The organism is Pseudomonas sp. (genome assembly GCF_030684895.1).
In the GTDB taxonomy this organism is placed as follows: domain Bacteria; phylum Pseudomonadota; class Gammaproteobacteria; order Pseudomonadales; family Pseudomonadaceae; genus Aquipseudomonas.
The window spans coordinates 23,693-47,686 of record NZ_JAUXXP010000080.1 but is presented as its reverse complement, the minus strand read 5'-3'; the positions used below and the strand labels follow the sequence as shown (position 1 = coordinate 47,686).

Below are 23,994 nucleotides of genomic sequence, written 5' to 3'. Positions count from 1 at the left end.
GCGCAGCCACAGTTGGCCTGCGGCATGCGCTGAAACAGTCACTGCCTTCAATAGATCAGGCGATATCGCGCAGCTCGCGACGCAGAATCTTGCCGACTGGGGTCATCGGCAGCGAATCACGGAAGACGATCTGCTTGGGCACCTTGTAGCCGGTAAAGTTTTCCTTGCAGTAGGCCTTTAGCTCATCGGCGCTGAGGCTGCTGTCGCGGGCCACGACGAATAGCTTGACCACTTCCCCGGACTTCTCGTCCGGCACACCGATGGCCGCGCAGCTGGCGACTTTCGGGTGGGCCATAACCACGTCTTCAATCTCGTTGGGGTACACGTTGAAACCGGAGACGATGATCATGTCCTTCTTGCGGTCGACGATGCGCACGAAACCATCCGGGTCGATCACCGCCACATCACCGCTCTTGAACCAACCCTCGGCATCCAGCACCTCGGCGGTGGCTTCTTCGCGGTTCCAGTAGCCCTTCATCACTTGCGGGCCCTTGATGCACAGCTCGCCGCGCTCGCCCAGTGCTTGTTCAACGCCATCATCATCAATGACTTTGAACGCCGTGCCCGGCACCGGAATGCCCACCGTACCCAGACGCACTTTATCGCCATAGGGATTGGTGCTGGCCACCGGTGAGGTTTCGGTCAGGCCATAGCCTTCGGTCACGGGGCAACCGGTCATCGCCTGCCAACGCTCTGCAGTGGCTTTGACCAGTGCAGTACCGCCTGAGTTAGTCAGTTTGAAGTGAGAGAAATCCAGGTTCTTGAACTCGGGGTTATCCATCAGCGCGACAAACAACGTGTTGAGCCCCAGCAACGCGGAGAACTGCCACTTGCCCAGCTCCTTGACGAAGCCCGGAATGTCACGCGGGTTGGTGATCAGCACGTTGTGGTTGCCGTTGACCATCATGCACATGCAGTTCGCGGTAAACGCATAGATATGGTAGAGCGGCAGCGGCGCAATCATGATTTCCTGACCCTGCTTCATCAGCGGGGTGCCATCGCTGCCCAGCTGCGACAGGCAGGCATCGACCTGCAGCATATTGGCCACCAGGTTGCCGTGGGTGAGCATCGCGCCCTTGGCCACGCCCGTAGTGCCGCCGGTGTATTGCAGCACGGCGATGTCTTCCTGGCCGACCTTGACCGGTTTCAGCGCGTGGCCATGACCCTGCTTGAGCACATCCTTGAACGACACCGCCTGCGGCAGGTGGTAGTCGGGGACCATCTTCTTGACCTTCTTCACCACGGTGTTGACCAGCCAGCCCTTGAGGCTCGGCAGCAGGTCGCCCATCTTGGCTTCTATCAGGTAGTCGATCTCGGTATCCGGCAGCACGTCCTGCACCAGCTTGCCAAACATGTTCAGGTACACCAGCGCGCGTACGCCGGCATCCTTGAACTGGTGGCGCATTTCGCGGGCGGTGTACAGCGGGTTGGTGTTGACCACAATCAGCCCGGCGCGCATGGCGCCGAACACGGCAATCGGGTACTGCAACACGTTAGGCATCTGCACGGCGATGCGCTCGCCTGGCTGCAGGTCAGTGTGTTTTTGCAGGTAAGCGGCAAAGGCCGCCGAGAGCCGATCAAGCTCGGCATAGGTTAGGGTCACGCCCAGGTTGCTGAAAGCGGGCCGGTCAGCGAACTTCTTGCACGAGCGCTCGAACACCTCGATCACCGACTTGTAAGCCCCCAGGTCGATGTCATTGGGGACGCCGGCCGGGCGTTTGTCGCTCCAGAAATCAGGCTGCATTATTTTTATCCTCTTGCCCTGAGATGATCCTAATCCGCGCTGCGGAGTTGGCTGGAAGTTAACAGCTAACGCCAAACAGGCAAATAGCCGGGCAGCGTCATTGACGTACTGAATCTTGCCGCTCCGTGTGGAACTATCCTGCCGCGCCGCCTATAACCAATCTGCACCCTACGCTGACGGCTCCCCATGCCTATCGTTCTATTCGTTGCAACATTGCTGTTTCTCTTCGCGCAATTGGCGCAGGCCGAACCACAACTGCGCATGGCCACCCTGGAATACCCGCCCTATAGCTCCGAACACCTGCCAGATGGCGGCAGCATCGTCGCCCTGACCCGCCGCGCCTTTGCCGTGCGCGGCTATCCGGTACAGATCGACTTTCTGCCCTGGGCGCGAGTACGCGTGGAGTTGGGCAACGGCAACTATCAGGGCGCGCTGGCGCTATGGCCCAAGGAGATCAAAGAGGAAGGCCTGCAGCCCTCGCGCCCGCTGTTCTACAGCGAGCTGGGGTTGTTTATCCGCAACGGCTATCCGCTGCAGTTCAACCAGCTGCAGGAACTGCGCGGCAAAACCCTGGGCATCGTGCGCGGTTACGGCTACCCGCAGCATATTCTCGATGCCGGGCTGACGCTTGAAGACGCCGTGGACGACATCAGCAACCTGCGCAAACTCAATGCCCGACGCTTCGACATGGTGCTGCTCGAACGCATCGTCGGTAACCACCTAATCGCCAACGATGAGCAACTGCGCGGCAAGCTCAGCTGGCACGGCAATGTGCTGGAGCGTATCCCGCTACTGGTCGGTTTTGTGCCCGCCAAAGCTGGCGAACCGGATTGGAGCGAAATCTTCGAGCAGGGTCTGCGCGATCTGTTTGGCAGCGGTGAATATATGCGGATACTGCGCAGCCATAACCCTTAAACCCGCACGGACTTTGCGCCGCGCCGCGCGGAGTGCACAATGCGCAGCTTCTGCAGGCTTAAGGGATTCGCCATGCTCCACCAAGCGTTCTGGCTCAACAGCACCGATGCAGCGCCCCTCTTTGTCAACCGCTGGTATGCCGAACAGCCGCCGAAAGCGTTGCTGATGGTCGCCCACGGCATGGCCGAACACAGCGGGCGCTATGCACGCCTGGCTGAAGCGCTGGTGGCGCAAGGCTTCGAGGTCTATGCACATGACCAGCGCGGGCATGGCAAAACCGCCGAACACGGCCTGCTCGGCCACTATGCCGACAACAAAGGTTGGGAACTGGTGGTTAATGACCTGGCCAACCTCAACCACCATATGCGCCAGAGCCACCCGCAAACGCCGATTTTCCTGCTCGGCCACAGCATGGGCAGCTACATCGGCCAGGCCTACCTGATGCAGCACAGCTGCAGCCTGCAGGGCGCGATTCTCTCCGGCTCCAACTACCAGCCCGTGGCGCTGTACCGCGTCGGCCAGTTGCTGGCGCGTTTCGAGCGCTGGCGGCAAGGCCCGCAGGCTTACAGCGCCCTGCTCGAATTCGCCTCATTCGGTTCGTTCAACAAGGCCTTCAAACCCAATCGCACGGCCTTCGACTGGCTGAGCCGCGACCCGCTGGAAGTCGACAAGTACGTCAACGACCCGCTGTGCGGTTTCCGCTGCAGCAACCAGCTGTGGGTCGACCTGCTCGGCGGCCTGCAACAGATCACCCCACTGCACAGCCTGGCGCAGATCGACAACAGCCTGCCGTTACTGGTGATTGGCGGCGCCTGTGACCCAGTCAGCGACGGCCATCGTCAGCAAGACCTGGGCAATGCCCTGCAAGCCTCCGGCAACCCGCATGTGCAGATAAAAATCTATCCGGACGCCCGTCACGAGTTGCTCAACGAAAGCAACCGCGACGAAGTGACCGCCTACATCATCGACTGGTTGCAACAGGCCCTCAGCCAACCGCGCCAGCGCCACCTACAGAGTCAAGAGAGCCATCCATGACCCAGAGCAGCAACACGCCCTACGACGTTCTTGAAGTCGGCCAGACCGCCAGCTACAGCAAAACCGTCAGCGAACGCGATATCCAGCTGTTTGCCGAAGTCTCCGGCGACCACAACCCGGTGCACCTGGATGCTGATTACGCCGCTACCACCATGTTCAAGGAGCGTATCGCTCACGGCATGTTCAGCGGTGCACTGATCAGCGCCGCCGTGGCCTGTGAGCTGCCTGGCCCGGGCACCATCTATATCGGCCAGAGCATGCGCTTTACCGCACCGGTCAAACTCGGCGACACCCTCACCGTGCGCCTGGAAATCCTCGAGAAGCTGCCGAAATTCCGCGTACGCGTGGCCACCCGTGTGTTCAACCAGAACGATGAGCTGGTAGTGGACGGCGAAGCGGAAATCCTCGCCCCGCGCAAAGCACAGACCGTTGAGCTGACTAAGTTGCCGCCGATCACCATCGGCTAAGAACCTGCTTCGGATCTGCTGCGCGTCGGCCCTGCTGCGTTAAAAACAGGCTCGAAATGCTCATGTACAAAAGTACACTCCGCTTTCTCGCCTGTTTTTGCCTTGCAGGGCTCTAGCTCGCGAGATCCGAAACAAGTTCTAAGCTTGCTGCCTCAGGCCGCTGCCTGCGGCGGCGCACTGTCCTTCTACACAATCGCGCCTGGGCAATCCGGTTCGGCGCTTCTGGAGATACCCATGTCCCTGTCCATGTACCAAGCATCCATCCCGGTCTTCACCCGTCAGTTGAACAACCTGTCGACCATCCTCGGCATCGCCGCAGCCCACGCCGAAGAGAAGAAGATCGAGCAGAGCGTATTTCTCAATGCGCGCCTGGCCCCCGATATGTTCCCCCTGAGCCGCCAGGTGCAGATCGCCTGCGACGGCGCCAAAGCTGGCGCTGCGCTGCTGGCTGAAGTAGAAGCACCGAGCCATGCCGACGACGAAACCAGCTTCGCCGAACTGCAAGCGCGTATCGCCAAGACCTTAAGCTTTCTGCAAGGCCTGAGCGCCGCGCAGATCGACGGCAGCGAAGCACGCACCGTCACCCTCAAGCGCCGCGACAAGGAAACCCATTTCCAGGGCCAAGCCTTCCTGCTTGATCACGTGCTGCCGAACTTCTATTTCCACCTCACCACCGCCTACGCCATCCTGCGACATAACGGCGTGGCCATCGGTAAGCGTGATTTTCTCGGCACCCGCTAAAAATCTATTTGCGATCTGCTGCGCGTCGGCCCTGCAGCGTTAAAAACAGATTTTAAGAGTCGACAGCCTTACAGCCTCGCCCACTGCCCATCGCCCCGATGGGCCTGCAGGTGCGGCAACACCGCCGCCAGCAAGGGCTCTTTGAACGCTTCCTGAAAGCGGTGGGCCAGGCCGGGGATCAGTCTCAATTCGCTGTTTTTGATATGCGCCGCCACATGCACGCCGTGCATCACCGGCAGCAGCGGATCGGCCGTGCCATGCACCACCAGGGTTGGCACGCGCAGACGGTTGAGCAGCTCGACCCTGCTCGGTTCCGCCAGAATCGCCAACAACTGCCGTTGCACGCCTTCCGGGTTGAACGCCCGGTCGTAGGCAATCTGCGCCTGTTGCAGCAGTAACTGCCGGTCATCGCTGACCGTCGGGCTGCCCAACGCGGCCAGCAGGTCGGCCTGCTGCTCCAGGGCTATCGCGCGGTTGGGCGCTTCACGTTTGGCCAGCAGACTCAGCAGCGCGCTGCTTGGCGCCGGCAACCCCTGAGCACCGGAGCTGGTCATGATCAAGGTCAGGCTCTGCACCCGCTCAGGTGCAAGGTCGGCCATATGCTGGGCAATCATCCCGCCCATGCTCGCGCCCAGCACATGCACCTGATCCACCGCCAGGGCATCCAGCAGGCCCAGGGCGTCCTGCGCCATATCACGCAGGCCATAGGGCGCAGCCACCGACAGGCCGAGCCGATAACGCAGCGCTTCGTAGGTCAGATTGATTGCCGGCGCCGTGCCGGCCCAAGTGCTCAGGCCGACATCGCGGTTATCAAAGCGAATTACCCGAAAGCCCTGCTGACACAGGCGCGCCACCACTTCATCCGGCCAGTGGATCAGCTGTCCGCCCAAGCCCATCACCAGCAGCAGGGCCGGATCGCTGTCGCGGCCAATGCTCTGGTACGCCAGACGTACCTCACCCACATCCGCCGTATGCGTCGGCACCTGAATATCACAACGCTGCGCCGCAAAAACCGGCAGGCCGCACAACAGTGCAGCGAGAAGAATCAACCCACGCATAACATCACCCAGACCCGGGACAGCAGAACGCAGCACCCCATTAAGACGCGAGTGTGGTGATGTTTGTACGAGCGCGCTGCCACACAAGCGTGACAGTTTGATGAAGGGAGACGAGCGGTCTTCCTATAACGACAAGAAGCGCCAACTAAAGCCCTTGCCACAGCTGATCAGAACCGTGGGAGGGGCTTTAGCCGCGACAGAACGCTATCAGGCCAGCTCGGTGCGCAACTGCCGTGCGGCAGACACCATATTGATCAACGCCGCCTCAGTCTCGGGCCAGGCGCGGGTTTTCAGGCCGCAGTCCGGGTTGACCCACAGGCGTTCGGCGGGAATACGCTGGGCGGCCTTGCGCAGCAATTTGACCATCTCACTGCTGTCCGGCACCCGTGGCGAGTGGATGTCATAGACGCCGGGGCCAATATCGTTGGGGTAGTCGAAGCGTTCGAATGCTTCCAGCAGCTCCATGTCCGAGCGTGAGGTCTCGATGGTGATCACGTCGGCATCCATGGCGGCGATGGACTCAATCACATCGTTAAACTCGCTGTAGCACATATGGGTGTGGATCTGCGTTGCATCGCGCACGCCCGAGGCGCACAGGCGGAAGGCTTCGGTGGCCCAGTTCAGGTACCCCTGCCACTGCGCCTGACGCAGCGGCAAACCTTCACGGAAGGCGGCTTCGTCGATCTGGATGATCTTGATGCCGGCCGTTTCCAGGTCCACCACCTCGTCACGAATCGCCAGGGCCAACTGCCGCGCCTGCTGTTCGCGGGAAATATCGTCACGCAGGAAAGACCACATCAGCATGGTCACCGGGCCGGTCAGCATGCCCTTCATCACTTTGCGGGTGAGGGTTTGCGCGTAGCCGATCCAGGCCACGGTCATGGCTTTTGGCCGGCTCAGGTCGCCATAGATCAGCGCCGGCTTGACGCAGCGCGAGCCGTAGCTCTGCACCCAGCCGAAACGGGTAAAGGCATAGCCATCAAGCTGCTCGGCAAAGTACTCGACCATGTCGTTGCGCTCGGCCTCACCGTGCACCAGCACATCCAGGCCGAGGTTTTCCTGCACCTCGACGGCGTGGCGAATCTCGCTGTGCATGGCCTCGGTGTAATCACTCGCCGACAGTTTGCCGGCCTTGAACGCCTGGCGTGCCAGACGGATCGAAGCTGTCTGCGGGAACGAGCCAATGGTGGTCGTAGGGAACGCCGGCAACTGCAGACGCGCGCGCTGCTGCTCGATACGTGTGGCAAATGGCGATTGGCGTTGGCTATCGGCGGCAGTAATCGCGGCCAGACGTGCCTGCACGGCCGGTTTGTGGATGCGCGGTGATTGCGCGCGGCTGGCCTGCACGGTTTGGCTTGCTGCCAGTGCGGCCTGCACCTGGGCGTTCTGCGGGTCATTCAGGGCGGTGGTCAGCAGCGCGACTTCCTCGCACTTCTGCACGGCAAACGCCAGCCAGCTTTTCAGCTCGGCATCCAGCTGGTCTTCCCGGTTCAGATCGACCGGGCTGTGCAGCAGCGAGCAGCTCGGCGCCACCCACAGGCGCTCACCCAAGCGCTCCTGAGCCTGCTGCAGAATCTGCAGAACCGGCTGCAGATCAGTGCGCCAGACGTTGCGGCCGTTGACCACACCCAGCGACAGCACCTTGTAGGCCGGCAGGCGGTCGAGAATGCTCGGGAACTGCTCGGGGGCGCGCACCAGGTCGATATGCAGGCCATCCACCGGCAGGCTGGCGGCCAGGCCGAGGTTGTCTTCCAGGCCAGCGAAATAGGTGGCGATCAGCTTCTTGCCGGGCTCGCGCTGCAGCAGGTTATAGGCACGCTCGAAGGCATTCTTCCAGGCTTGCGGCAGGTCCAGCACCAGAATCGGCTCATCGATCTGCACCCACTCCACACCCTGGGCGGCCAAGCGCTGCAGGATCTCGCCATAGACCGGCAACAACCGCTCCAGCAGGTCGAGACGATCGAACTCGCTACCCTTGGCCTTGCCCAGCCACAAATAGGTCAGCGGGCCAATCAGCACCGGTTTGACGCGATGGCCCAGGGCGCGCGCTTCTTCTACTTCATCAAACAGTTGCTCCCAGCTCAGCTGGAACTGCTGATCGGCGCTGAATTCGGGGACCAGGTAGTGGTAGTTGGTATCGAACCATTTGGTCATCTCTTGCGCGTGCGCACCGCAGCAGGCGCTCTGGCTGCTCTTGTTTGCAACGGCACCGCGCGCCATGCCGAACAAGGTATCCAGGGTCGGCTTACCGTCTGCCGGGCGGAAACGTTCGGGGATCACGCCGAAGCTCAGCGAGTGGGTCAGCACCTGGTCGTACCAAGCAAAGTCGCCGACCGGCAGCAGGTCGATGCCGGCGTCCTTCTGCAGCTGCCAGTGGGCGGCGCGCAGCTCGCGACCCACCGCTTGCAGGCCGGCTTCGTCCAGCTCGCCTTTCCAGTAGGCCTCCAGGGCTTTTTTCAGTTCACGGTCGCGACCGATACGCGGAAAACCAAGGGAATGGGACAAGGCCATGTCAGAACGCTCCAGCAGATCAATAAGATGCTGGCTATTCTCGGCATCCTGTCTAAGTGAGACAAACTCAATCTATTCGCCTTGATCTATAGTTTTATTCATGTAGGGTGGATGACGCTTTATCCATCCACCACCGCCCGTGTTTGCCAATGGTGGATGAAAACAGCGTCATCCACCCTACCCTCCCGCCGAGGCCCGCCATGCTCGAATTGCGCCACCTGAAAACCCTGCATGCCCTGCGCGAAAGCGAAAGCCTGGTGGACGCCGCCGAGCGCCTGCACCTGACTCAATCAGCACTGTCGCATCAGTTCAAAGAGCTGGAAGAGCGCCTGGGCATGCAGCTGTTTGTGCGCAAAACCAAGCCGGTGCGTTTTACCAGCGCCGGGCTGCGCTTGTTACAACTGTCCGACACGGTATTGCCGCTGTTGCGCGGTGCCGAACGCGATCTGGCGCGCCTGGCTGGCGGCACTGCCGGACGCCTGCATATGGCCATCGAATGCCACAGCTGCTTCCAGTGGCTGATGCCGACCATCGATCAGTTCCGCGATGCCTGGCCGGAAGTCGAGTTGGACCTGGCCTCGGGTTTCTCCTTCGCTCCGTTGCCGGCCCTGGCCCGTGGCGATCTCGACCTGGTGGTAACCAGCGATCCACTGGAGCTGGCCGGTATCACCTATGTGCCGCTGTTTACCTACGAAGCCATGCTGGCCGTGGCCAACCAGCATCCGCTGGCGAGCAAGCCGTGCATCAAACCGCAGGACCTGGCCACAGAAACCCTGATCACCTACCCAGTGGACCGCGACCGCCTGGATATCTTCACCCGCTTTCTCGAACCAGCGGATGTTGAGCCGGCCCAGGTGCGCACCTCCGAGCTGACGGTGATGATGATGCAGCTGGTGGCCAGCGGCCGTGGCGTGTGCGGCCTGCCCAACTGGGCGCTGCATGAATACAGCTCGCGCGGTTACGTGACCGCCAAGCGCCTGGGCGACAAGGGCCTGTTCGCCACCCTGTATGCCGGCATCCGCACCGATATGCTCGATGCGCCGTTTATGCGCGATTTTCTGCTGACCGCCAAGGACACCTCCTTCGCCAATCTGGAAGGCGTCAGCGTGGCACGCGGCTAAGCTTGCATAACCCGCCGCCTGAATATCGAGCACTGCATGCGCCGTTTGCTCACCGCCCTGCTGGTTTGTGTCGGCTTCTGCCAGCCCGCACAGAGTCAGGAACAGATCCGCATCGCCATCGGCGAATGGCCGCCCTTTATCGGTGAGACGCTGCCGCACTATGGCGTGGTGCCGCAGTTGCTCAACGAAGCCTTTGCCACCCAGGGCGTCAGCGTGGAATACGGCTTCTTCCCGTGGAAGCGCGCCTACACGGAGGTCAAGCAGGGTCGCTGGCAAGCCTCGGCGATCTGGGGCCGTACGCCGGAACGCGAGGCCGACTGTCTGTTTTCCGCGGTGGTGTATCGCGATGAAGTGGTGCTGTTCTACCGCCGCGACAAACCCATCGCCTGGGACGGTAGCCTAGCCGGAGCCGAGCAGCTCAATGGCCTGCGCATCGGCATTCCACTGGGTTCGGCGAAGATGCCGGTGCTGGAACAAGCCGAACAGCGCGGCTGGGTGCAGTACGAAGCCAGCGGAGATGAGCTGATCAACCTGCGCAAACTGGCCGCCGGGCGCATTGATGCGGTGGACATCGTCAAAGGCTCGGGCAGCCATGTGCTCAATCAGCTCAGCGCCAAGGAGCGGGCACGCCTGACCACCACACAAACCTATGAGGCCTGGGATTACCACCTGATCTTCTCCCGCCAGTTGCCCGAGAGTGAACGCCTGCAGCAACTGTTCGACCAGGGCCTGCGTGAACTCAAGGACAACGGCCGTTACGCACAAATCTGGCAGCAGTTCAACACCCCCGCCGCCCCCGAATAGCCCTCTCGCATCAAACCACGGCAAAGCCTGTTACAACTGCAGGCTTGCCCAGCCGTGACCAACAGTCATAGCATGACCACCGGTCACAACCACTGATAAACCTCCATGCGCTACCAAGATCAACTCTTCGAACAACGCGAGAACGCCATCCTCGCCGCCGCCCGTCAGCTGTTTGCCGAGCAGCCCTGGGACCGCGTGACCATTGCCGAAGTGGCGATTGCCGCCGGTATCGGCAAAGGCACGGTGTACAAGCACTTCCCCAGCAAGGAAGCGCTGTATGCGCGCCTGGTGCTCGACCTCAGCCGCGAAAACCTCTTGGAACTGCGCAAACTGCATGCCGCCAGCCCCGCGCAGGACGCCATGCGCCGGGTGATCCACCGCGCCTTCGAGCAGATGCTGGCCAACCCGATCCAGGCGCAGCTGTGCCTGCACTGTGACCGTCCGGAGTTTCAGGAGCGCCTGGAAACCCCGTATCGCCAGCAGTTCCTCGATATGGAGCGCGAATTCCAGCTGTTCTTCAGCGACATGCTCGGCGTTGCCTTGAACAACCAGGCACTGAGCCAGGCCGACTGCCAGAACCTGTTGTGGGGCGTCGAAGCCTGCGTCAACGGGGTGATGGCGCGTATCGCCTCCGGTGGCTTTGCCCACTGGGCCGAGCCGATTGCCCTGGATGATTACTTTGCCCGCGTCACCGATTTCATCATTGCCGGCCTGCGTACCCAGGCGGCCGAACTGCTTGCTCAAGCGCCCGCTCAACCACATAGTCACGAGTAACCTGCCATGTTCACTCAGCTGTCCAAACGCCCCTGGTTGATCGCCATCGCCATCAGTCTGTTGCTCGTGCTCTGGCTGATCAGCGGCTCGCTGTTCAAGGCTCAGGAAACCGCCTCAGCCGATGCGCCTGCAGAGGAAAAGGGCCTGACCAAGGTTGAAGTGCAGTGGCTGGAAGCCAGCCCGATGCAGCGCCAGCATGTGGTGCAGGGGCAGATCGAAGCCTGGCGCCGAGTCGAATTGCGTTCGCAGATCAGCGGCACGGTGATTCGTCTGGATCAGGACAAGGGCAACCCGGTCAAGCAAGGCCAACTGCTGCTCAGCCTGTCCACGGACAACCGCCCAGCCCAGGTGGCCAAGGGTGAAGCCGATGTCCGCCAGCGCGCCGCCGATGCCAGCGCCGCCGAACGCCTACGTGAACGCAACCTGGTTTCCAGCAACGAGCTGATTCGCCTGCAAAGCGAGCTGGCCAAGGCCCGCGCCGAGCTTGACCTGGCGCGTATTCAGCTAAGCAACACACAAATCAGCGCGCCGTTTGCCGGGGTGTATGACCAGCGCATGGTCGAGCTGGGCGATTTCGTCCAGCCGGGGCAGAGCCTGCTGACCCTGGTGGACATCAGCCAGCTCAAGGTCAGCGCGCAGATCGCTCAGCAGGAAGTCACCCAGCTCAAGCTGGGGCAGCCGGTTAAGGTCGAACTACTCGACGGCCGTGAATTACAGGGTGAGCTGCATTTTATCGCCGCCGCCGCCGACCCCGGCTCACGCAGCTTCCGCATTGAAGTCAAGGTCGATAACCCGCAGGCCCTGCGCCTGGCGGGTGCCAGCGCGACCTTGCATGTGCAAACCGGCGAAGCCCTGGCCCATCGCCTGTCGCCCGCCCTGCTCAGCCTGGATAAAGCCGGCCGGCATGGCGTCAAGTGGGTCGATGACGAGCAAACGGTGCAATTCACCCCGGTGCAGTTGATCAGCGTCGACAACCAGGGCGCCTGGGTCAGCGGCCTGCCGCACAAGGTGGCCTTGATTACCCTCGGCCAGGGATTTGTCGAGCCGGGTCAGCAGGTGATCAGCCAGCTGGCCAAAGGGGGCAGCTGATATGCATAGCCTGATCGCTGCGGCGCTGGACCGTAGTCGCACCAGCCTGTTGTTGCTGCTGTTTCTGATGCTTGGCGGCCTGACGGCGTATTTCGCCATCCCCAAGGAAGCCAACCCGGACGTCAGCATTCCAATCATCTATGTCTCGGTGAGCCTTGAGGGGATCAGCCCGGAAGACGCCGAACGCCTGCTGGTACGTCCCCTGGAGCAGGAGCTGCGCAGCCTCGAAGGGGTCAAGGAAATGCGTTCCATGGCCAGCGAAGGTCATGCCTCGGTAACCCTGGAGTTCGACGCCGGCTTCAATGCCAAGCTGGCCCTTGCCGATGTGCGCGAGAAGGTCGATACCGCCCGCAGCAAGCTGCCGGAAGAGGCCGAGGAGCCGACGGTCAATGAAGTCAACGTGGCGCTGTTTCCAGTGCTGTCGATTGGCCTGTCCGGGCCGATTGCCGAAACCGAGTTGGTGTACATCGCCCGACGCCTGAAAGAAAACGTCGAAGGCATCGCCGAGGTGCTCTCGGTGGAAATCGGCGGCGACCGCGAAGACCTGCTGGAAATCGTCGTCGACCCGCAGGTGCTCGACAGCTACGGCATCGATTACAACGAGTTGTTCAACCTGGTCAGCCGCAACAACCGCCTGGTCGCCGCCGGTAGCCTGGACACCGGTGCCGGGCGCATGAGCATGAAAGTGCCCGGAGTGATCGAAAACCTCGAAGACGTGCTGTCCATGCCGATCAAGGTAGTGGGCAACAGCGTAGTGACCTTCGGCGATGTCGCCACCATTCACCGCACCTTCAAAGACCCCACCGGCTTTGCGCGAATCAATGGCCAGCCGGCGGTGGTGCTGGAGGTGTCAAAGCGCAGCGGCGCGAACATCATCGACACCATCGAGCAGGTCAAGGCGCTGATGGTCAAAGCCCAGCCGCTGCTGCCCGAAGGCCTCAAGGTCAGCTACATCATGGACCAGTCGCAGCAGGTGCAGAGCATGCTCAGCGACCTGCTCAACAACGTCATGACCGCCATCGTGCTGGTGCTGATTCTGGTGGTGGCGAGCATGGGCATGCGCTCGGCTCTCTTAGTCGGACTGACCATTCCAGGGGCCTTTCTCACCGGCATCCTGCTGATCTGGATGCTCGGCTTCACCCTGAATATCGTCGTGCTGTTCAGCCTGATTCTGGTGGCCGGCATGCTGGTGGACGGCGCCATCGTGGTCTCCGAGCTGGCCGACCGCTACCTGCATCAGGGGCAGACGCCACGCCAGGCCTGGGCCAACGCCGCCACGCGAATGGCCTGGCCGGTGATCGCTTCCACCGCCACCACCTTGGTGGTGTTTCTGCCGTTGCTGTTCTGGCCCGGGGTGGTCGGCCAGTTTATGAAATACCTGCCAGCCACGGTGATCGTCTGCCTGCTGGCTTCCCTGGCCATGGCCCTGGTATTTCTGCCGGTACTCGGCGCAGTCACTGGTGGCCAACCGCTGCCGCAAGCCACCCAGCCTGGCCGTGGCGCCGTCGGTTATCGCCGCCTGCTTGGTACGCTGCTGAAGCGCCCCGGGCTGACCCTGCTCGGCATGCTCGCGGTCATTGCACTGATCTACACCGCCTACGGCCGCTTCAACCATGGCGTGGAATTCTTCCCCGAAACCGAGCCGGAAAGTGCACAGATCTGGCTACGTGCTCGTGGTGATCTGTCGGTACAGGAAAAGGACACGCTGCTGCAGAAAGTAGAAAAACGCCTGCTCGGCATGAGCGAGGTCAAGGCGCTGTACGCCCGCTCTCTGGCGCAACCAGGCGGCCAGCTCGGGGCAGATGTAATCGGCACCCTGCAGTTCCAGTTCGTCGAATGGCACGAGCGGCGCTCGGCCGGCAAGATTCTCGCGGACATGAGCACACGTACCGCCGACATCCCCGGCATCGTCCTGGAATTCCGCAAACAGGAAGAAGGCCCGAGCAGCGGCAAGCCAGTGAAGCTGCAGATCAGCTCGCTGGACCCGGCCAAGGCCGATCAATGGGTCGAACAGGTACGCGCCAACATGCAGCGCCTGGGCGGTTTCAAGGACATCGAAGATGACCGCGCCCTGCCGGGCATCGAATGGCGGGTCAAGGTCGACCGCGAATCGGCCGCGCGTTTCGGTGCGGACGTGCTGAGCGTGGGCAATGCGGTGCAGATGGTCACCAATGGTCTGAAGCTGGCCACCTATCGCCCGGAAGACGCCACCGATGAAGTGGATATCCGCGTGCGTTTGCCAGCCAACTGGCGCTCCCTCGACCAACTCGGCCGCCTGACCCTGAAAACCCCGGCCGGGCAGATTCCGCTAAGCAACTTCGTCTCCCTGCAACAGGCGCCCAAGGTCGGCACCCTGCGCCGGGTCGACGGCAATCGCACCATCACCCTGCAGGCCGACATTGCCGAAGGCGCACGCCTGGACGAACGCCTGCAAGCCCTGCGTGAGGCCATGGGCGAGGTGTCCAGCGATGTGCAGGTGAAGTTCGCCGGCGAAGATGCCGACCAGCGTGAAGCGGCGACCTTCCTCGGCACCGCCTTTGCGGTGGCGATCTTCCTGATGTTTATCATCCTGGTGACCCAGTTCAACAGCATCTATCAGGCGCTGCTGGTGCTCTCGGCCATCGTGCTGTCCACCGCCGGGGTGCTGATGGGTTTGCTGGTCAACGGCCAGTCGTTCGGCATCGTCATGGTCGGCATGGGCCTGATCGCCCTGGCGGGCATCGTGGTGAACAACAACATCATTCTGATCGACACCTACAACCAGCTGCGCCGCCAGGGTTTGGAGCCGCGCGAAGCAGCGCTGGAAACCGGCAGCCTGCGTCTGCGCCCGGTACTGCTGACCGCCGTGACCACGGTACTCGGCCTGGTGCCGATGGTGATCGGAGTCAACGTCGACCTGCTCACCCCAAGCCTGGGCTTTGGCGCGCCGTCAACCCAATGGTGGACCCAGCTGTCCAGCGCGATTGCCGGCGGCCTGAGCTTCGCCACCGTACTTACCCTGCTGCTGACCCCCTGCCTGCTGGTGCTCGGCTCGCGCTTCGAGCGGCGCCCGCCGCCGCTGGAAACCTTCGATGACGACCTGCTCGACTTGCCGGAACATCTGCTGGCCAGTGCCACCGGTAAGACCGAGCTGCAACGTACACCGTAAACCGCACGCCCAGGTCAGCAATGGCCTGGGTGTACGTACCCTCCCCCAACGAAAGCCTGGACTGCCGGTTGCGACTGGGTAGTCGGCGCAACAGCCCGTACACTCGGCGCACCATTGCCGAGGGCCGACCATGCGCACGCTTTATCAGTTTCCGATTTCCCACTACTGCGAAAAAACCCGCTGGCACCTGGACCACAAGGGCCTCGACTTTCAGGTCGACAACCTCTTTCCCGGCCTGCATCGGCTAAAGAGCAAGCGCCTGGCGGACATCGTCACCCTGCCAATTCTCAAGGATGGCGAGCAGGTAATCGGCGACTCGACGCAGATCGCCCTCTATCTGGAACAGCGCTATCCGGACAAGCCGCTACTCCCAGCCGATGCCGCGCAACGCGCCGAAGTACTGGAGCTGGAAGAACAGTTCGACCGCCTGGGCGTGCACGTGCGCCGTTGGCTGTATGGCCAGATCAAGCAGTGGGACTCGGTGATGCACGCCATGCTCAAGGTCTATCGCCCGCTGCTGGGCCTGCGCGACCTGATGAAGCCGGTGCTGATCAACGGTGTGCAGCGCCTGTATGGCGTGACCCCGCCGCGCGTGGCGAAATCCCAGGCCGAATTGCTCGAAGGCTTGGCGTTGATCGAATCGCGCATCCACGGCGATCCATCACGCTATCTGGTCGGTGAGCAACTGACCCTGGCCGATATCAGCGCCGCCGCGCTGTTCGCCCCGTTGTTCACCCCCGCCGGCACGCCGTGGGCCGGTATCGCTGGACATGATGCCAAGACCCAGGCCTTTCTCGATGAACTGCACGCCCATCCGGCCGGCCAGTGGGTACTGCGCCGCTATGCCGAAGACCGTCAGCGCCGCAACTGATTGACCCGATTAAAGGATGAGCCCATGAACATCAGCGATATTCCCTTTGGCATCACCGACTGGAGCCAGGTCGAACGTAGCGAACATGCCGGCGAAACCGGCATGGCCTACTGGCGCACCCAGGTGTTTGGCAGTATCCGCGTACGCATGGTCGAGTACAGCGCCGGCTACCTGGCCGATCACTGGTGCCAGAAGGGCCACATCCTGCTGTGCCTGGAAGGCGAACTGCACACCGAGCTGGAAGATGGTCGGCGCTTTGTGATGACGGCCGGCATGAGCTATCAGGTCGCCGATCAGGCCGAGGCCCATCGCTCATCCACCACCAGCGGGGCACGGCTGTTTATCGTCGACTGAAGGCTTTATCAGGCCGGATCAGTTGCGCTCGGAACTCAGCAGCATCAACAGCGACACCGGCTGCTCGCTCTCCGGGTGCAACGGCTCCTGCAACCACTGCAGGCGCCAGCCGGTTTCGCTGAACAGGCCCAGCCAGGACTCCAGCGTGCGGAAGAACCAGGGCATCGGCTGGGCAAAGCCCTCACCGAAGCCGGCAAAGGTTTCCACCCGCCAACCATCGCGATAACCCGCGTCATTGCAGGCGCGCCAGGGGTGCAGGGTCTGAATCAGCAGCCGACCATCTTCTGCCAGCAAGCCATGCAGGGCATTCAAGGTTGGCGCCAGGGGCTCTTCCAACAGGGCGAAATTGCCCACCAGCGTATCGAAACGCCCCAGCTGCGCGGCCTGGCTTTCCAGCTCGGCATAACCGCAGACGCGGTACTGCGAAGTACCTGTAGCCGCCTGCTGCGCCACAGCAATCAGCGGCGCAGAGGCATCCACACCGACCGCCTCAATGCCATGCTCGACCAGCCCACGGCACAACCAGCCCTCGCCACAGCCCAGATCAAGCACACGCTTGGGCGCCAAGGCGAGAATCGCTTGAACGATGGCGGCATCAGTCACCAGCCGGCGGCTTTCGATGCGCTTCTCGCGCACCGCCGCCGTCCAGGCATCGGCATTAGCCTGCCAGCTGAGGTTGAGTTGCTCCCGATGGTCGCGTTGCATAGCTCACTCGTCGCCTGTTCCGTCATGGCTAAATTCTAGCAATCTGCCTACACACGCAGTGCCAGGGGCAATCCTGCGCCAGTTAGCGCATATCTGTGTTGCCGCTGATCACTTAATCAGCGCGCCAGCGCGTAAAAATCAGCAAAAAATCCTCTGTCTGCCAAGCCCATCCCTGCCTGCCCCATGTACCAGCGGCTAAACTGCAGACAGTGGCCAGCTGAGAGGACCTCAGTGTTCAAGCCCGCTGATGTTATTCAGCAACCTGTCAAACCTATGGATGAGTACATCAGGCTAAATGAATATGGGCGCACCTTGGCAACTCGACATCACCACCCTGCCAGCCGGCGAACAACCCAGCCGGCGCAAGCGCACCAGTAAACTGAAGGTCACCTTCTGGCTGCTCTTTCTACTGCTGTGCATCGCCGCCGGCTTTTGGCTTGTCGAGGAAGTACGCACCTCACGCTTTCAGGCTCAGGAACTCAGCCGCTACGCGCAAACCCTCAGTTACCGGGTCAAGCCGGGGCCCAGCCCGTCGATCATCTACCCCAAGGAAGGCCCCTTCGATAAACGCCAGGGCTACACCTACCTGCCCTTGATGCTGGAACGCCTCGATCAACGTGGCTTTACCGTGCAGCAACAGGCGCAGTTCTCTCCCGCCCTGCTCGACTATGCCCAGCGCGGCCTGTTTGTACCCTACCCGGAGAAGATCCAAAGCGGCCTGCGCATCAGTGACTGCAGCGGTACGCCCTTCTATGAGTTCCGCTACCCACAACAGCGCTACCCAAGCTTTAACGCCATCCCGCCGCTGGTGGCCGGCAGCCTGCTGTTTATCGAAAACCGCAAGTTGCTTGATCCTGAACACCCCCTGGCCAACCCGGCAGTGGACTGGCCACGCTTTGTGATGGCGGCCATTTCCCAGGTCGGCAAGCTGCTGGATATGCAAGACCAGTCTGCAGGCGGCAGCACCCTGGCCACCCAGCTGGAGAAATACCGCCACTCACCGGACGGCCTGACGTTATCGGGTACGGAGAAACTGCGGCAGATGCTCTCCGCCAGTGTGCGCGCCTACCAGAGCGGCCCGCAGACACTGGCCGCGCGGGAAAATATCGTGCGCGACTACCTCAACAGCGTGCCGCTCTCCGCCGCCCCCGGGCATGGCGAGGTGCATGGCCTGGCCGATGGTCTGCGCATCTGGTTCGGCGCGGACTTCGCCCGGGTCAATCTGCTGCTCGACCCGGCGCGCTCGCCGGATGCCAGCCTGGCCGAGCGCGGCCTGGCACTGCGCCAAGTGCTGGCCCTGATGATTGCCCAACGCCGTCCGTCCTATTACCTGGCCCAGGGCCGCAATGACCTGGCCGAACTGACCGATAGCCATATCCGTTTGCTCGCGGGTGGCGGCCTGATCGATACAGCGCTGCGCGATGCCGCCCTGCAGCAACCACTCACCTACCGTGACTGGGCACTGGAGCCCAACCTGCAGCCGGTGGACAACAACAAGGGCATCAGCGTCTCGCGGGCGCGCCTGTCAGCCATGCTCAATATGCCGCTGTATGACCTGGATCGCCTCGACCTGAGCGCCACCAGCACGCTGAACAACGAGCTGCAGCAAGCCGCCAGCCACTACCTGCAGCAATTGGCCGACCCGGAATTTGCCGGCAAGATCGGCCTGTTTGGCGAGCGCCTGCTGTCGCCGGAAAAAACCGCCGACGTGCGCTACAGCTTCACCCTGTTCGAGCGCACCAGTAACGGCAGCGTGGTGCGGGTGCAGACCGACAGTACCGACCAGCCATTCGATATCAACGAAGGCAGCAAGCTGGAGCTGGGCTCCACCGCCAAGCTCAGAGTGCTGGCCACTTACCTGGAAATCATCGCCGAGCTGCACCAACGGCACGCAGGGCAGAGCCCCAGCGAATTGCGCGCAGTCAACGCCGAAGACAACCTGACCCGCTGGGCCGTCGATTACCTGCAAAGCACGCCCAACGCCAGCCTGTCGGCCATGCTGGATGCCGCGCTGGAACGCAAATATTCTGCCAGCCCAGGCGAGCGCTTCTTCACGGGCGGTGGCATCCACACCTTTAGCAACTTCCGCCGCGAAGACAACCAGCGCATCGCCAGCATGCGTGAAGCCTTGCGCGAGTCGCTGAATCTGCCGTTTATCCGCCTGATGCGCGACCTGGTGCGCTACAGCACCTACCAGGGCCCGAACAACAGCGCCGAGCTACTCAAGGACGACAAGGACCCGCGCCGCCAGGCCTATCTGCAAGACTTCGCCGACCGTGAGGGCACCACCTTCCTGCTGCGCTTCTGGCGCAAATACCAGGGCCAGCCCGAGCAACAGCGCCTGGACACCTTTCTCAATGGCCTGCGCCACACCTCAGTGCGCCTCGCCGCCGTGCACCGCTACCTGATGCCACATGCTGACGAAGCCAGCTTCGCCGCCTTCCTGCACAAATACTTGCCCCAGGAAAAACTCAGCGATAAACGCATAAGCGAACTGTATAAAAATTACGGCCCGGGGGCTTACAACTTGCCTGACCAAGGCTATATCGCCCGCGTCCACCCGCTTGAGTTATGGCTGCTGGGCTACCTGATCGAACAACCACAAGCCACCTTCAGCAATGCGGTTGCCGCCAGCCAGGACGAACGCCAGGAAGTCTACGGCTGGCTGTTCCGCAGCCGCCACAAGAGCGCCCGCGACAGTCGTATCCGCATCATGTTGGAGGTGGAGGCCTTCCTCGACATTCACCGGCGCTGGCAGAACCTCGGCTATCCCTTCGCTCACTTGGTGCCGTCGCTGGCCACAGCCATCGGCAGCTCCGGTGATCGCCCGGCTGCGCTGGCCGAGCTGGTCGGAATTATCCAGAACGACGGTATTCGGCAACCCACCGCACGCATCGACAGTCTGCACTTTGCCGCCGATACGCCCTATGACACCCTGGTGGTACGCGAACATACCGAGGGCAAGCGGGTGATGGCCTCGGAAGTCGCAGCGGCGCTGCGCAGTGCCCTCGCCGATGTGGTTGAGGCCGGCACCGCACGGCGCTTGCTGGGCAGCTTTACCCAGGCCGACGGCCAACCGCTCAAGGTCGGCGGCAAAACCGGCACCGGCGATAACCGCATCGAAACCGTCGGCGCCGGTGGCCGGGTACTCAGCTCGCGGGCGATGAACCGCACCGCAACCTTTGTCTTCTACCTCGGCCCACGCCACTACGGCACCCTTACCGCTTTCGTCCCTGGCCGCGCCGCAGAAAGCTTCCGTTTCACCTCAGCGCTGCCGGTGCAGGTACTCAAAGGCATGGCGCCGATTCTGCTGCCCTACCTTGAGCCGGATACCCACAGCCAATGTCTGCCGCCTACGCCTGCGGTTCAGGCCAGAACCTTGTAGGGTCGAAATAAAAACTGCCCGCAATAAAAACGGGAGGCCAGTGGCCTCCCGTTTTATTCAACCCTGCAACTATTACTTCGCCTTGTAGATGATCCCTGGGCTGCACTGCACCATCTGGTAGTGGTTAGGCAGGCCATTGAGTGCTTCAGAAGCGCCGAGGAACAGATAACCGCCCGGCTTCAACATCGCATGAATGCGCGTGAGGATGTCCTTCTTCACTTCAGCCGAGAAGTAGATCAGCACGTTACGGCAGAACACCACATCGAACTTGCCCAGGCTGGCATAACTGTCCAGCAGGTTTAGCGGGCGGAACTCAATGCGGCTACGAATCGCCGGCTTGACCACCCAGCGCCCCGGCCCCTTGGGGTCGAAATAGCGCTGCAGACGCTCCTGGGAAAGCCCGCGGCCCATCGCCAGACTGTCGTACTCACCGGATTTGCAATTGATCAGCATGGTCGGCGAGAGGTCGGTGGCAACAATCTGCAAACCGCCCTTGAGCTGACCGATATTGGTCTTCTCGAACTCATCGATGGTCATCGACAGCGAGTAGGGTTCCTGCCCGGAGGAGCAAGCGGCCGACCAGATGCGCAGACGCTGACCCGGGCTGGCCTTGATCATCTCCGGCAGCACGCGGTTTTTCAGCACCTCGAACGGATAGGTGTCGCGAAACCACAGGGTTTCATTGGTGGTCATGGCATCGACCACCTGCTCGCGCAAACCACTGCGTGGCTGACTCTGCATGCGCTGCACCAGCTCACCCAGAGTCTTGATGCTGTTCTGCTCCATCAACTTGTTGAGCCGACTGGAAACCAGATACTGCTTGTTGGTGCCAAGCAGGATGCCGCAGGCTTTTTCCAGGAAAGTCCGGAACTGCTCGAAATCCAAATTACCTGTAGACACTCGCGAGGCCTCGACAAACATATGATTCACTGAGGGCCAGGCCCTCAGTCCCCTGCCGCGATATTGATGCGGTCAGCTACCCGTGCCGCCAGGTCATCCGGGCGAAACTTGGCGAGAAAATCATCCGCGCCCACCTTCTTCACCATGGCCTGGTTAAACACGCCAGATAACGAAGTATGCAGGATGATGTGCAGCTTTTGCATGCGCGGATCGGCGCGGATCTCAGCGGTCAACGTATAGCCATCCATTTCCGGCATCTCGATGTCGGAAATCAGCATCAAAAACTCCTCTGCAGGATTTTTGCCTTCTTCGACCATCGCCTTCAGATAATCCAGTGCCTGACGCCCATCATTCAGCGCCACCACCTCCACGCCGACAGTCTCCAAGCAACGGGTAACCTGCTTACGCGCCACCGATGAATCGTCGCAGGTCAGCACACGTTTGCTTACCGCACGCGCCTGGGTCTCGGCATTCAGCACGCCTTCGGAAATAACTTCCGATGTCGGCGCCACCTCGGCCAGAATTTTCTCGACATCGATGATCTCGACCATCTTGTCGTCCAAATGGGTGACCGCTGTCAGGTAATGGTCACGCCCTGTGCCCTTGGGTGGCGGATGAATTGACTCCCAGTTCATGTTGACGATGCGCTCGACCGAGTGCACCAGAAAGCCCTGAACCTTGGTGTTGTATTCAGTGATGATGACGAAGCTGTTGTCGATATTAGCCAGCGGCGCGCTGCCGGTAGCCATGGACAAATCAAGAATCGGGATAGTACCGCCACGGATATTGGCGACACCGCGAACGACCGGACTGGATTTCGGCATGATGGTGAGCTTCGGGCATTGCAGCACCTCTTTCACCTTGAATACGTTAATCCCATACAGCTGGTTGCTGTTCAGACGAAACAGCAACAACTCCAAACGATTCTGTCCAACCAACTGAGTTCGCTGGTTAACCGAATCCATCACACCGGCCATACCCAAACTCCTTATTTGAGTAACAGATTGCTGTCAGCGTAGCAGGCGGCACGCGCCTTGCTATCCAACCCATATGAACACTGAAACGACAACTAACCGACACTCACTGGCAAAATGCCGCTACTGGCTGGCAGTTGTACCCGCTTTGCTGGCACTCGGCTATAGCGCCTTGGCAACAGCCAACGCCACGCGGCCTGAACAACTTATCGGCGCTGGCGAAGTTTTTCTTGAGCAAGCGGTGAGCGATTATTTACAGCGTAGCAACATCGCTGGCCGCCATGAGATTCAAATCAACCGACTCGACCCCCGCCTGCGCCTGCCGCTGTGCCCGCAGCCGTTGACTACCACTCTGGAAAGCCCTGCCGAGCCGATTGGCCGGGTGACCTTGCGCGTACGCTGTGACGGTGATGCACCCTGGACAGTTTTTGTACCTGGGCAAGTGCGCCTGTACCGCGAAGTGGTGATCGCCAGTCGCCCGCTGAAACGCGACAATCTGCTGACGGAGATGGATGTGGTGTTAGCCGAGCGGGATGTTGGCCTGCTCAACCAGGGCTATCTCACAGCCCTTAAGCAGGCAATCGGCAAAAAATTGACGCGACCACTGTTACCCGATCAGGTGCTTGCGCCGATTCATGTGCAAGCAGCCGAGGCCATACGCAAAGGTGATCAGGTAGTGATCAGCGCCCGCAGCGGTGGTATTAGTGTGCGCATGCCGGGCGAAGCCTTGTCGGACGGCACGATTGGCAAGCAGATCAGCGTGCGTAACCAACGCTCCAACCGGGTGATCCGGGCTCGTGTAGTTGGGCCTGGACAGGTTGAAGTGGCGATGTAGGCATGATTCTTGTTTTAACTTTGTGCACTTGGTGAGCTGACGATTATCCACACTGTGTTTAGACTGTTACCTGACGCACACTTTTTTGCCCTAAAGTTTTTCAGGGCAATGCCGACAAGCTAGGCAAGCGTCCAAACACTGTTCGAGGTTTTGCATCATGGTCATTGACATCAACCGGCTCAACAATGCCGCATCGCCAGCCAATTCGGGGCGGGCCGGCAGTGCGCAGGCAGGTGGCCAGAACGAAGCCATCGGCGGTAAACAACCTGGCAACGTACCCAGCCCCGCCGAGCAGGCGCAACAAGCCGGCAAAAGCGGCGAGTCGGTACAGCTGAGCCGCGAGGCCCAACAGTTGCAAAAAGTCAGCGAAAAGCTGCGCGATCAGCCGACCGTCAATAAAGAACGCGTCGCCCAGCTCAAGCAGGCGATCGAAGACGGCAGTTATCAAGTCGATAGCCAGCGCGTTGCCAGCAAACTGCTTAATTTCGAATCCCAGCGCTAGTCACCGGGCTACGCTGGGGTAATTGGCCGCCCAATAGACACTGCACGACACACCCTGCAGC

Annotated in this window: 20 protein-coding genes; 14 read left to right on the top strand and 6 right to left on the bottom strand. The window is 61.3% G+C overall.

What is annotated here, in order from left to right:
• Positions 1–55 precede the first annotated feature (55 nt).
• Positions 56–1,744 (bottom strand): long-chain-fatty-acid--CoA ligase FadD2, encoded by a 1,689-nt coding sequence (fadD2, locus tag Q8M42_RS17565; RefSeq protein ID WP_304870520.1) that lies wholly within the window; start codon positions 1,742–1,744, stop codon positions 56–58.
• A gap of 186 nt (positions 1,745–1,930) precedes the next feature.
• On the opposite strand from fadD2, the gene Q8M42_RS17560 reads away from it, so the two are divergent.
• The 4 genes from Q8M42_RS17560 to Q8M42_RS17545 all read left to right on the top strand — a co-directional run bounded on the left by Q8M42_RS17560 (position 1,931) and on the right by Q8M42_RS17545 (position 4,902).
• Complete coding sequence (locus tag Q8M42_RS17560) at positions 1,931–2,659, top strand: ABC transporter substrate-binding protein (RefSeq protein ID WP_304870522.1); 729 nt, start codon at positions 1,931–1,933, stop codon at positions 2,657–2,659.
• Between the two features lie 72 nt (positions 2,660–2,731).
• Positions 2,732–3,694 carry an alpha/beta hydrolase gene (locus Q8M42_RS17555; RefSeq protein ID WP_304870524.1) on the top strand — a complete coding sequence of 321 codons (963 nt, stop codon included), beginning with the start codon at positions 2,732–2,734 and terminating at the stop codon, positions 3,692–3,694.
• Positions 3,691–4,161: a MaoC family dehydratase gene (locus tag Q8M42_RS17550; protein ID WP_304870526.1), complete on the top strand. Its 471-nt coding sequence runs from the start codon at positions 3,691–3,693 to the stop codon at positions 4,159–4,161. Before Q8M42_RS17555 ends, Q8M42_RS17550 begins: the two co-directional genes overlap by 4 nt.
• Before the next feature lie 234 nt (positions 4,162–4,395).
• Complete coding sequence (locus tag Q8M42_RS17545) at positions 4,396–4,902, top strand: DUF1993 family protein (RefSeq protein ID WP_304870527.1); 507 nt, start codon at positions 4,396–4,398, stop codon at positions 4,900–4,902.
• Positions 4,903–4,970: 68 nt separating this feature from the next.
• Here the strand turns inward: Q8M42_RS17545 and Q8M42_RS17540 are convergent, their stop codons facing one another.
• Both Q8M42_RS17540 and metE read right to left on the bottom strand, forming a co-directional pair.
• The gene (locus Q8M42_RS17540) at positions 4,971–5,960 is read right to left on the bottom strand and encodes an alpha/beta fold hydrolase (protein ID WP_304870529.1); all 990 of its coding nucleotides are present in this window, start codon (positions 5,958–5,960) and stop codon (positions 4,971–4,973) included.
• A 207-nt stretch (positions 5,961–6,167) separates the two neighbouring features.
• Positions 6,168–8,471, bottom strand: coding sequence for a 5-methyltetrahydropteroyltriglutamate--homocysteine S-methyltransferase (gene metE / locus Q8M42_RS17535; RefSeq protein WP_304870531.1), 2,304 nt, complete (start codon positions 8,469–8,471; stop codon positions 6,168–6,170).
• Between the two features lie 200 nt (positions 8,472–8,671).
• On the opposite strand from metE, the gene metR reads away from it, so the two are divergent.
• From metR to Q8M42_RS17500, 7 genes are all read left to right on the top strand, one after another.
• Positions 8,672–9,592, top strand: coding sequence for a transcriptional regulator MetR (metR, locus tag Q8M42_RS17530; protein WP_305285036.1), 921 nt, complete (start codon positions 8,672–8,674; stop codon positions 9,590–9,592).
• Between the two features lie 36 nt (positions 9,593–9,628).
• Entirely contained in the window at positions 9,629–10,396 is a 768-nt protein-coding gene (locus Q8M42_RS17525; RefSeq protein ID WP_304870536.1) for an ABC transporter substrate-binding protein, read from the top strand.
• 105 nt (positions 10,397–10,501) lie between these two features.
• Positions 10,502–11,170: a TetR/AcrR family transcriptional regulator gene (locus Q8M42_RS17520; RefSeq protein ID WP_304870538.1), complete on the top strand. Its 669-nt coding sequence runs from the start codon at positions 10,502–10,504 to the stop codon at positions 11,168–11,170.
• A gap of 6 nt (positions 11,171–11,176) precedes the next feature.
• Positions 11,177–12,259: an efflux RND transporter periplasmic adaptor subunit gene (locus Q8M42_RS17515; protein ID WP_304870540.1), complete on the top strand. Its 1,083-nt coding sequence runs from the start codon at positions 11,177–11,179 to the stop codon at positions 12,257–12,259.
• Position 12,260: 1 nt separating this feature from the next.
• Positions 12,261–15,407, top strand: a complete 3,147-nt coding sequence (locus tag Q8M42_RS17510) for an efflux RND transporter permease subunit (protein ID WP_304870542.1) — start codon at positions 12,261–12,263, stop codon at positions 15,405–15,407.
• 130 nt (positions 15,408–15,537) lie between these two features.
• On the top strand, positions 15,538–16,278 hold the full coding sequence (locus Q8M42_RS17505) for a glutathione S-transferase family protein (protein WP_304870544.1): 741 nt from the start codon (positions 15,538–15,540) through the stop codon (positions 16,276–16,278).
• Positions 16,279–16,302: 24 nt separating this feature from the next.
• On the top strand, positions 16,303–16,632 hold the full coding sequence (locus Q8M42_RS17500; protein WP_304870545.1) for a DHCW motif cupin fold protein: 330 nt from the start codon (positions 16,303–16,305) through the stop codon (positions 16,630–16,632).
• Positions 16,633–16,650: 18 nt separating this feature from the next.
• On the opposite strand, the gene Q8M42_RS17495 is transcribed toward Q8M42_RS17500, so the two are convergent.
• Positions 16,651–17,337 carry a bifunctional 2-polyprenyl-6-hydroxyphenol methylase/3-demethylubiquinol 3-O-methyltransferase UbiG gene (locus Q8M42_RS17495; RefSeq protein WP_304870547.1) on the bottom strand — a complete coding sequence of 229 codons (687 nt, stop codon included), beginning with the start codon at positions 17,335–17,337 and terminating at the stop codon, positions 16,651–16,653.
• A 301-nt stretch (positions 17,338–17,638) separates the two neighbouring features.
• Here Q8M42_RS17495 and Q8M42_RS17490 point away from each other — a divergent pair, with 301 nt between their 5' ends.
• Positions 17,639–20,722 (top strand): transglycosylase domain-containing protein, encoded by a 3,084-nt coding sequence (locus Q8M42_RS17490; RefSeq protein ID WP_304870609.1) that lies wholly within the window; start codon positions 17,639–17,641, stop codon positions 20,720–20,722.
• A 72-nt stretch (positions 20,723–20,794) separates the two neighbouring features.
• Here Q8M42_RS17490 and cheR read toward each other — a convergent pair whose 3' ends face one another.
• Positions 20,795–21,622, bottom strand: a complete 828-nt coding sequence (cheR, locus tag Q8M42_RS17485) for a protein-glutamate O-methyltransferase CheR (protein ID WP_160015726.1) — start codon at positions 21,620–21,622, stop codon at positions 20,795–20,797.
• Positions 21,623–21,666: 44 nt separating this feature from the next.
• A complete protein-coding gene (locus Q8M42_RS17480; RefSeq protein WP_269380457.1) occupies positions 21,667–22,599 on the bottom strand; it encodes a chemotaxis protein CheV in 933 nt (310 codons plus the stop codon).
• Between the two features lie 73 nt (positions 22,600–22,672).
• On the opposite strand from Q8M42_RS17480, the gene flgA reads away from it, so the two are divergent.
• Together flgA and flgM are read left to right on the top strand one after the other, a co-directional pair.
• The gene (gene flgA, locus Q8M42_RS17475) at positions 22,673–23,431 is read left to right on the top strand and encodes a flagellar basal body P-ring formation chaperone FlgA (RefSeq protein WP_304870552.1); all 759 of its coding nucleotides are present in this window, start codon (positions 22,673–22,675) and stop codon (positions 23,429–23,431) included.
• Between the two features lie 157 nt (positions 23,432–23,588).
• Positions 23,589–23,933 carry a flagellar biosynthesis anti-sigma factor FlgM gene (gene flgM, locus Q8M42_RS17470; protein WP_275961153.1) on the top strand — a complete coding sequence of 115 codons (345 nt, stop codon included), beginning with the start codon at positions 23,589–23,591 and terminating at the stop codon, positions 23,931–23,933.
• The last annotated feature ends 61 nt before the right edge of the window (positions 23,934–23,994 follow it).

Coding starts and splice junctions, on each gene's coding strand:
- fadD2 (WP_304870520.1), bottom strand. CDS start 1,744: ATGCAGCCTGATTTCTGGAGCGACAAACGCCCGGCCGGCGTCCCCAAT.
- Q8M42_RS17560 (WP_304870522.1), top strand. CDS start 1,931: ATGCCTATCGTTCTATTCGTTGCAACATTGCTGTTTCTCTTCGCGCAA.
- Q8M42_RS17555 (WP_304870524.1), top strand. CDS start 2,732: ATGCTCCACCAAGCGTTCTGGCTCAACAGCACCGATGCAGCGCCCCTC.
- Q8M42_RS17550 (WP_304870526.1), top strand. CDS start 3,691: ATGACCCAGAGCAGCAACACGCCCTACGACGTTCTTGAAGTCGGCCAG.
- Q8M42_RS17545 (WP_304870527.1), top strand. CDS start 4,396: ATGTCCCTGTCCATGTACCAAGCATCCATCCCGGTCTTCACCCGTCAG.
- Q8M42_RS17540 (WP_304870529.1), bottom strand. CDS start 5,960: ATGCGTGGGTTGATTCTTCTCGCTGCACTGTTGTGCGGCCTGCCGGTT.
- metE (WP_304870531.1), bottom strand. CDS start 8,471: ATGGCCTTGTCCCATTCCCTTGGTTTTCCGCGTATCGGTCGCGACCGT.
- metR (WP_305285036.1), top strand. CDS start 8,672: ATGCTCGAATTGCGCCACCTGAAAACCCTGCATGCCCTGCGCGAAAGC.
- Q8M42_RS17525 (WP_304870536.1), top strand. CDS start 9,629: ATGCGCCGTTTGCTCACCGCCCTGCTGGTTTGTGTCGGCTTCTGCCAG.
- Q8M42_RS17520 (WP_304870538.1), top strand. CDS start 10,502: ATGCGCTACCAAGATCAACTCTTCGAACAACGCGAGAACGCCATCCTC.
- Q8M42_RS17515 (WP_304870540.1), top strand. CDS start 11,177: ATGTTCACTCAGCTGTCCAAACGCCCCTGGTTGATCGCCATCGCCATC.
- Q8M42_RS17510 (WP_304870542.1), top strand. CDS start 12,261: ATGCATAGCCTGATCGCTGCGGCGCTGGACCGTAGTCGCACCAGCCTG.
- Q8M42_RS17505 (WP_304870544.1), top strand. CDS start 15,538: ATGCGCACGCTTTATCAGTTTCCGATTTCCCACTACTGCGAAAAAACC.
- Q8M42_RS17500 (WP_304870545.1), top strand. CDS start 16,303: ATGAACATCAGCGATATTCCCTTTGGCATCACCGACTGGAGCCAGGTC.
- Q8M42_RS17495 (WP_304870547.1), bottom strand. CDS start 17,337: ATGCAACGCGACCATCGGGAGCAACTCAACCTCAGCTGGCAGGCTAAT.
- Q8M42_RS17490 (WP_304870609.1), top strand. CDS start 17,639: ATGGGCGCACCTTGGCAACTCGACATCACCACCCTGCCAGCCGGCGAA.
- Q8M42_RS17480 (WP_269380457.1), bottom strand. CDS start 22,599: ATGGCCGGTGTGATGGATTCGGTTAACCAGCGAACTCAGTTGGTTGGA.
- flgA (WP_304870552.1), top strand. CDS start 22,673: ATGAACACTGAAACGACAACTAACCGACACTCACTGGCAAAATGCCGC.
- flgM (WP_275961153.1), top strand. CDS start 23,589: ATGGTCATTGACATCAACCGGCTCAACAATGCCGCATCGCCAGCCAAT.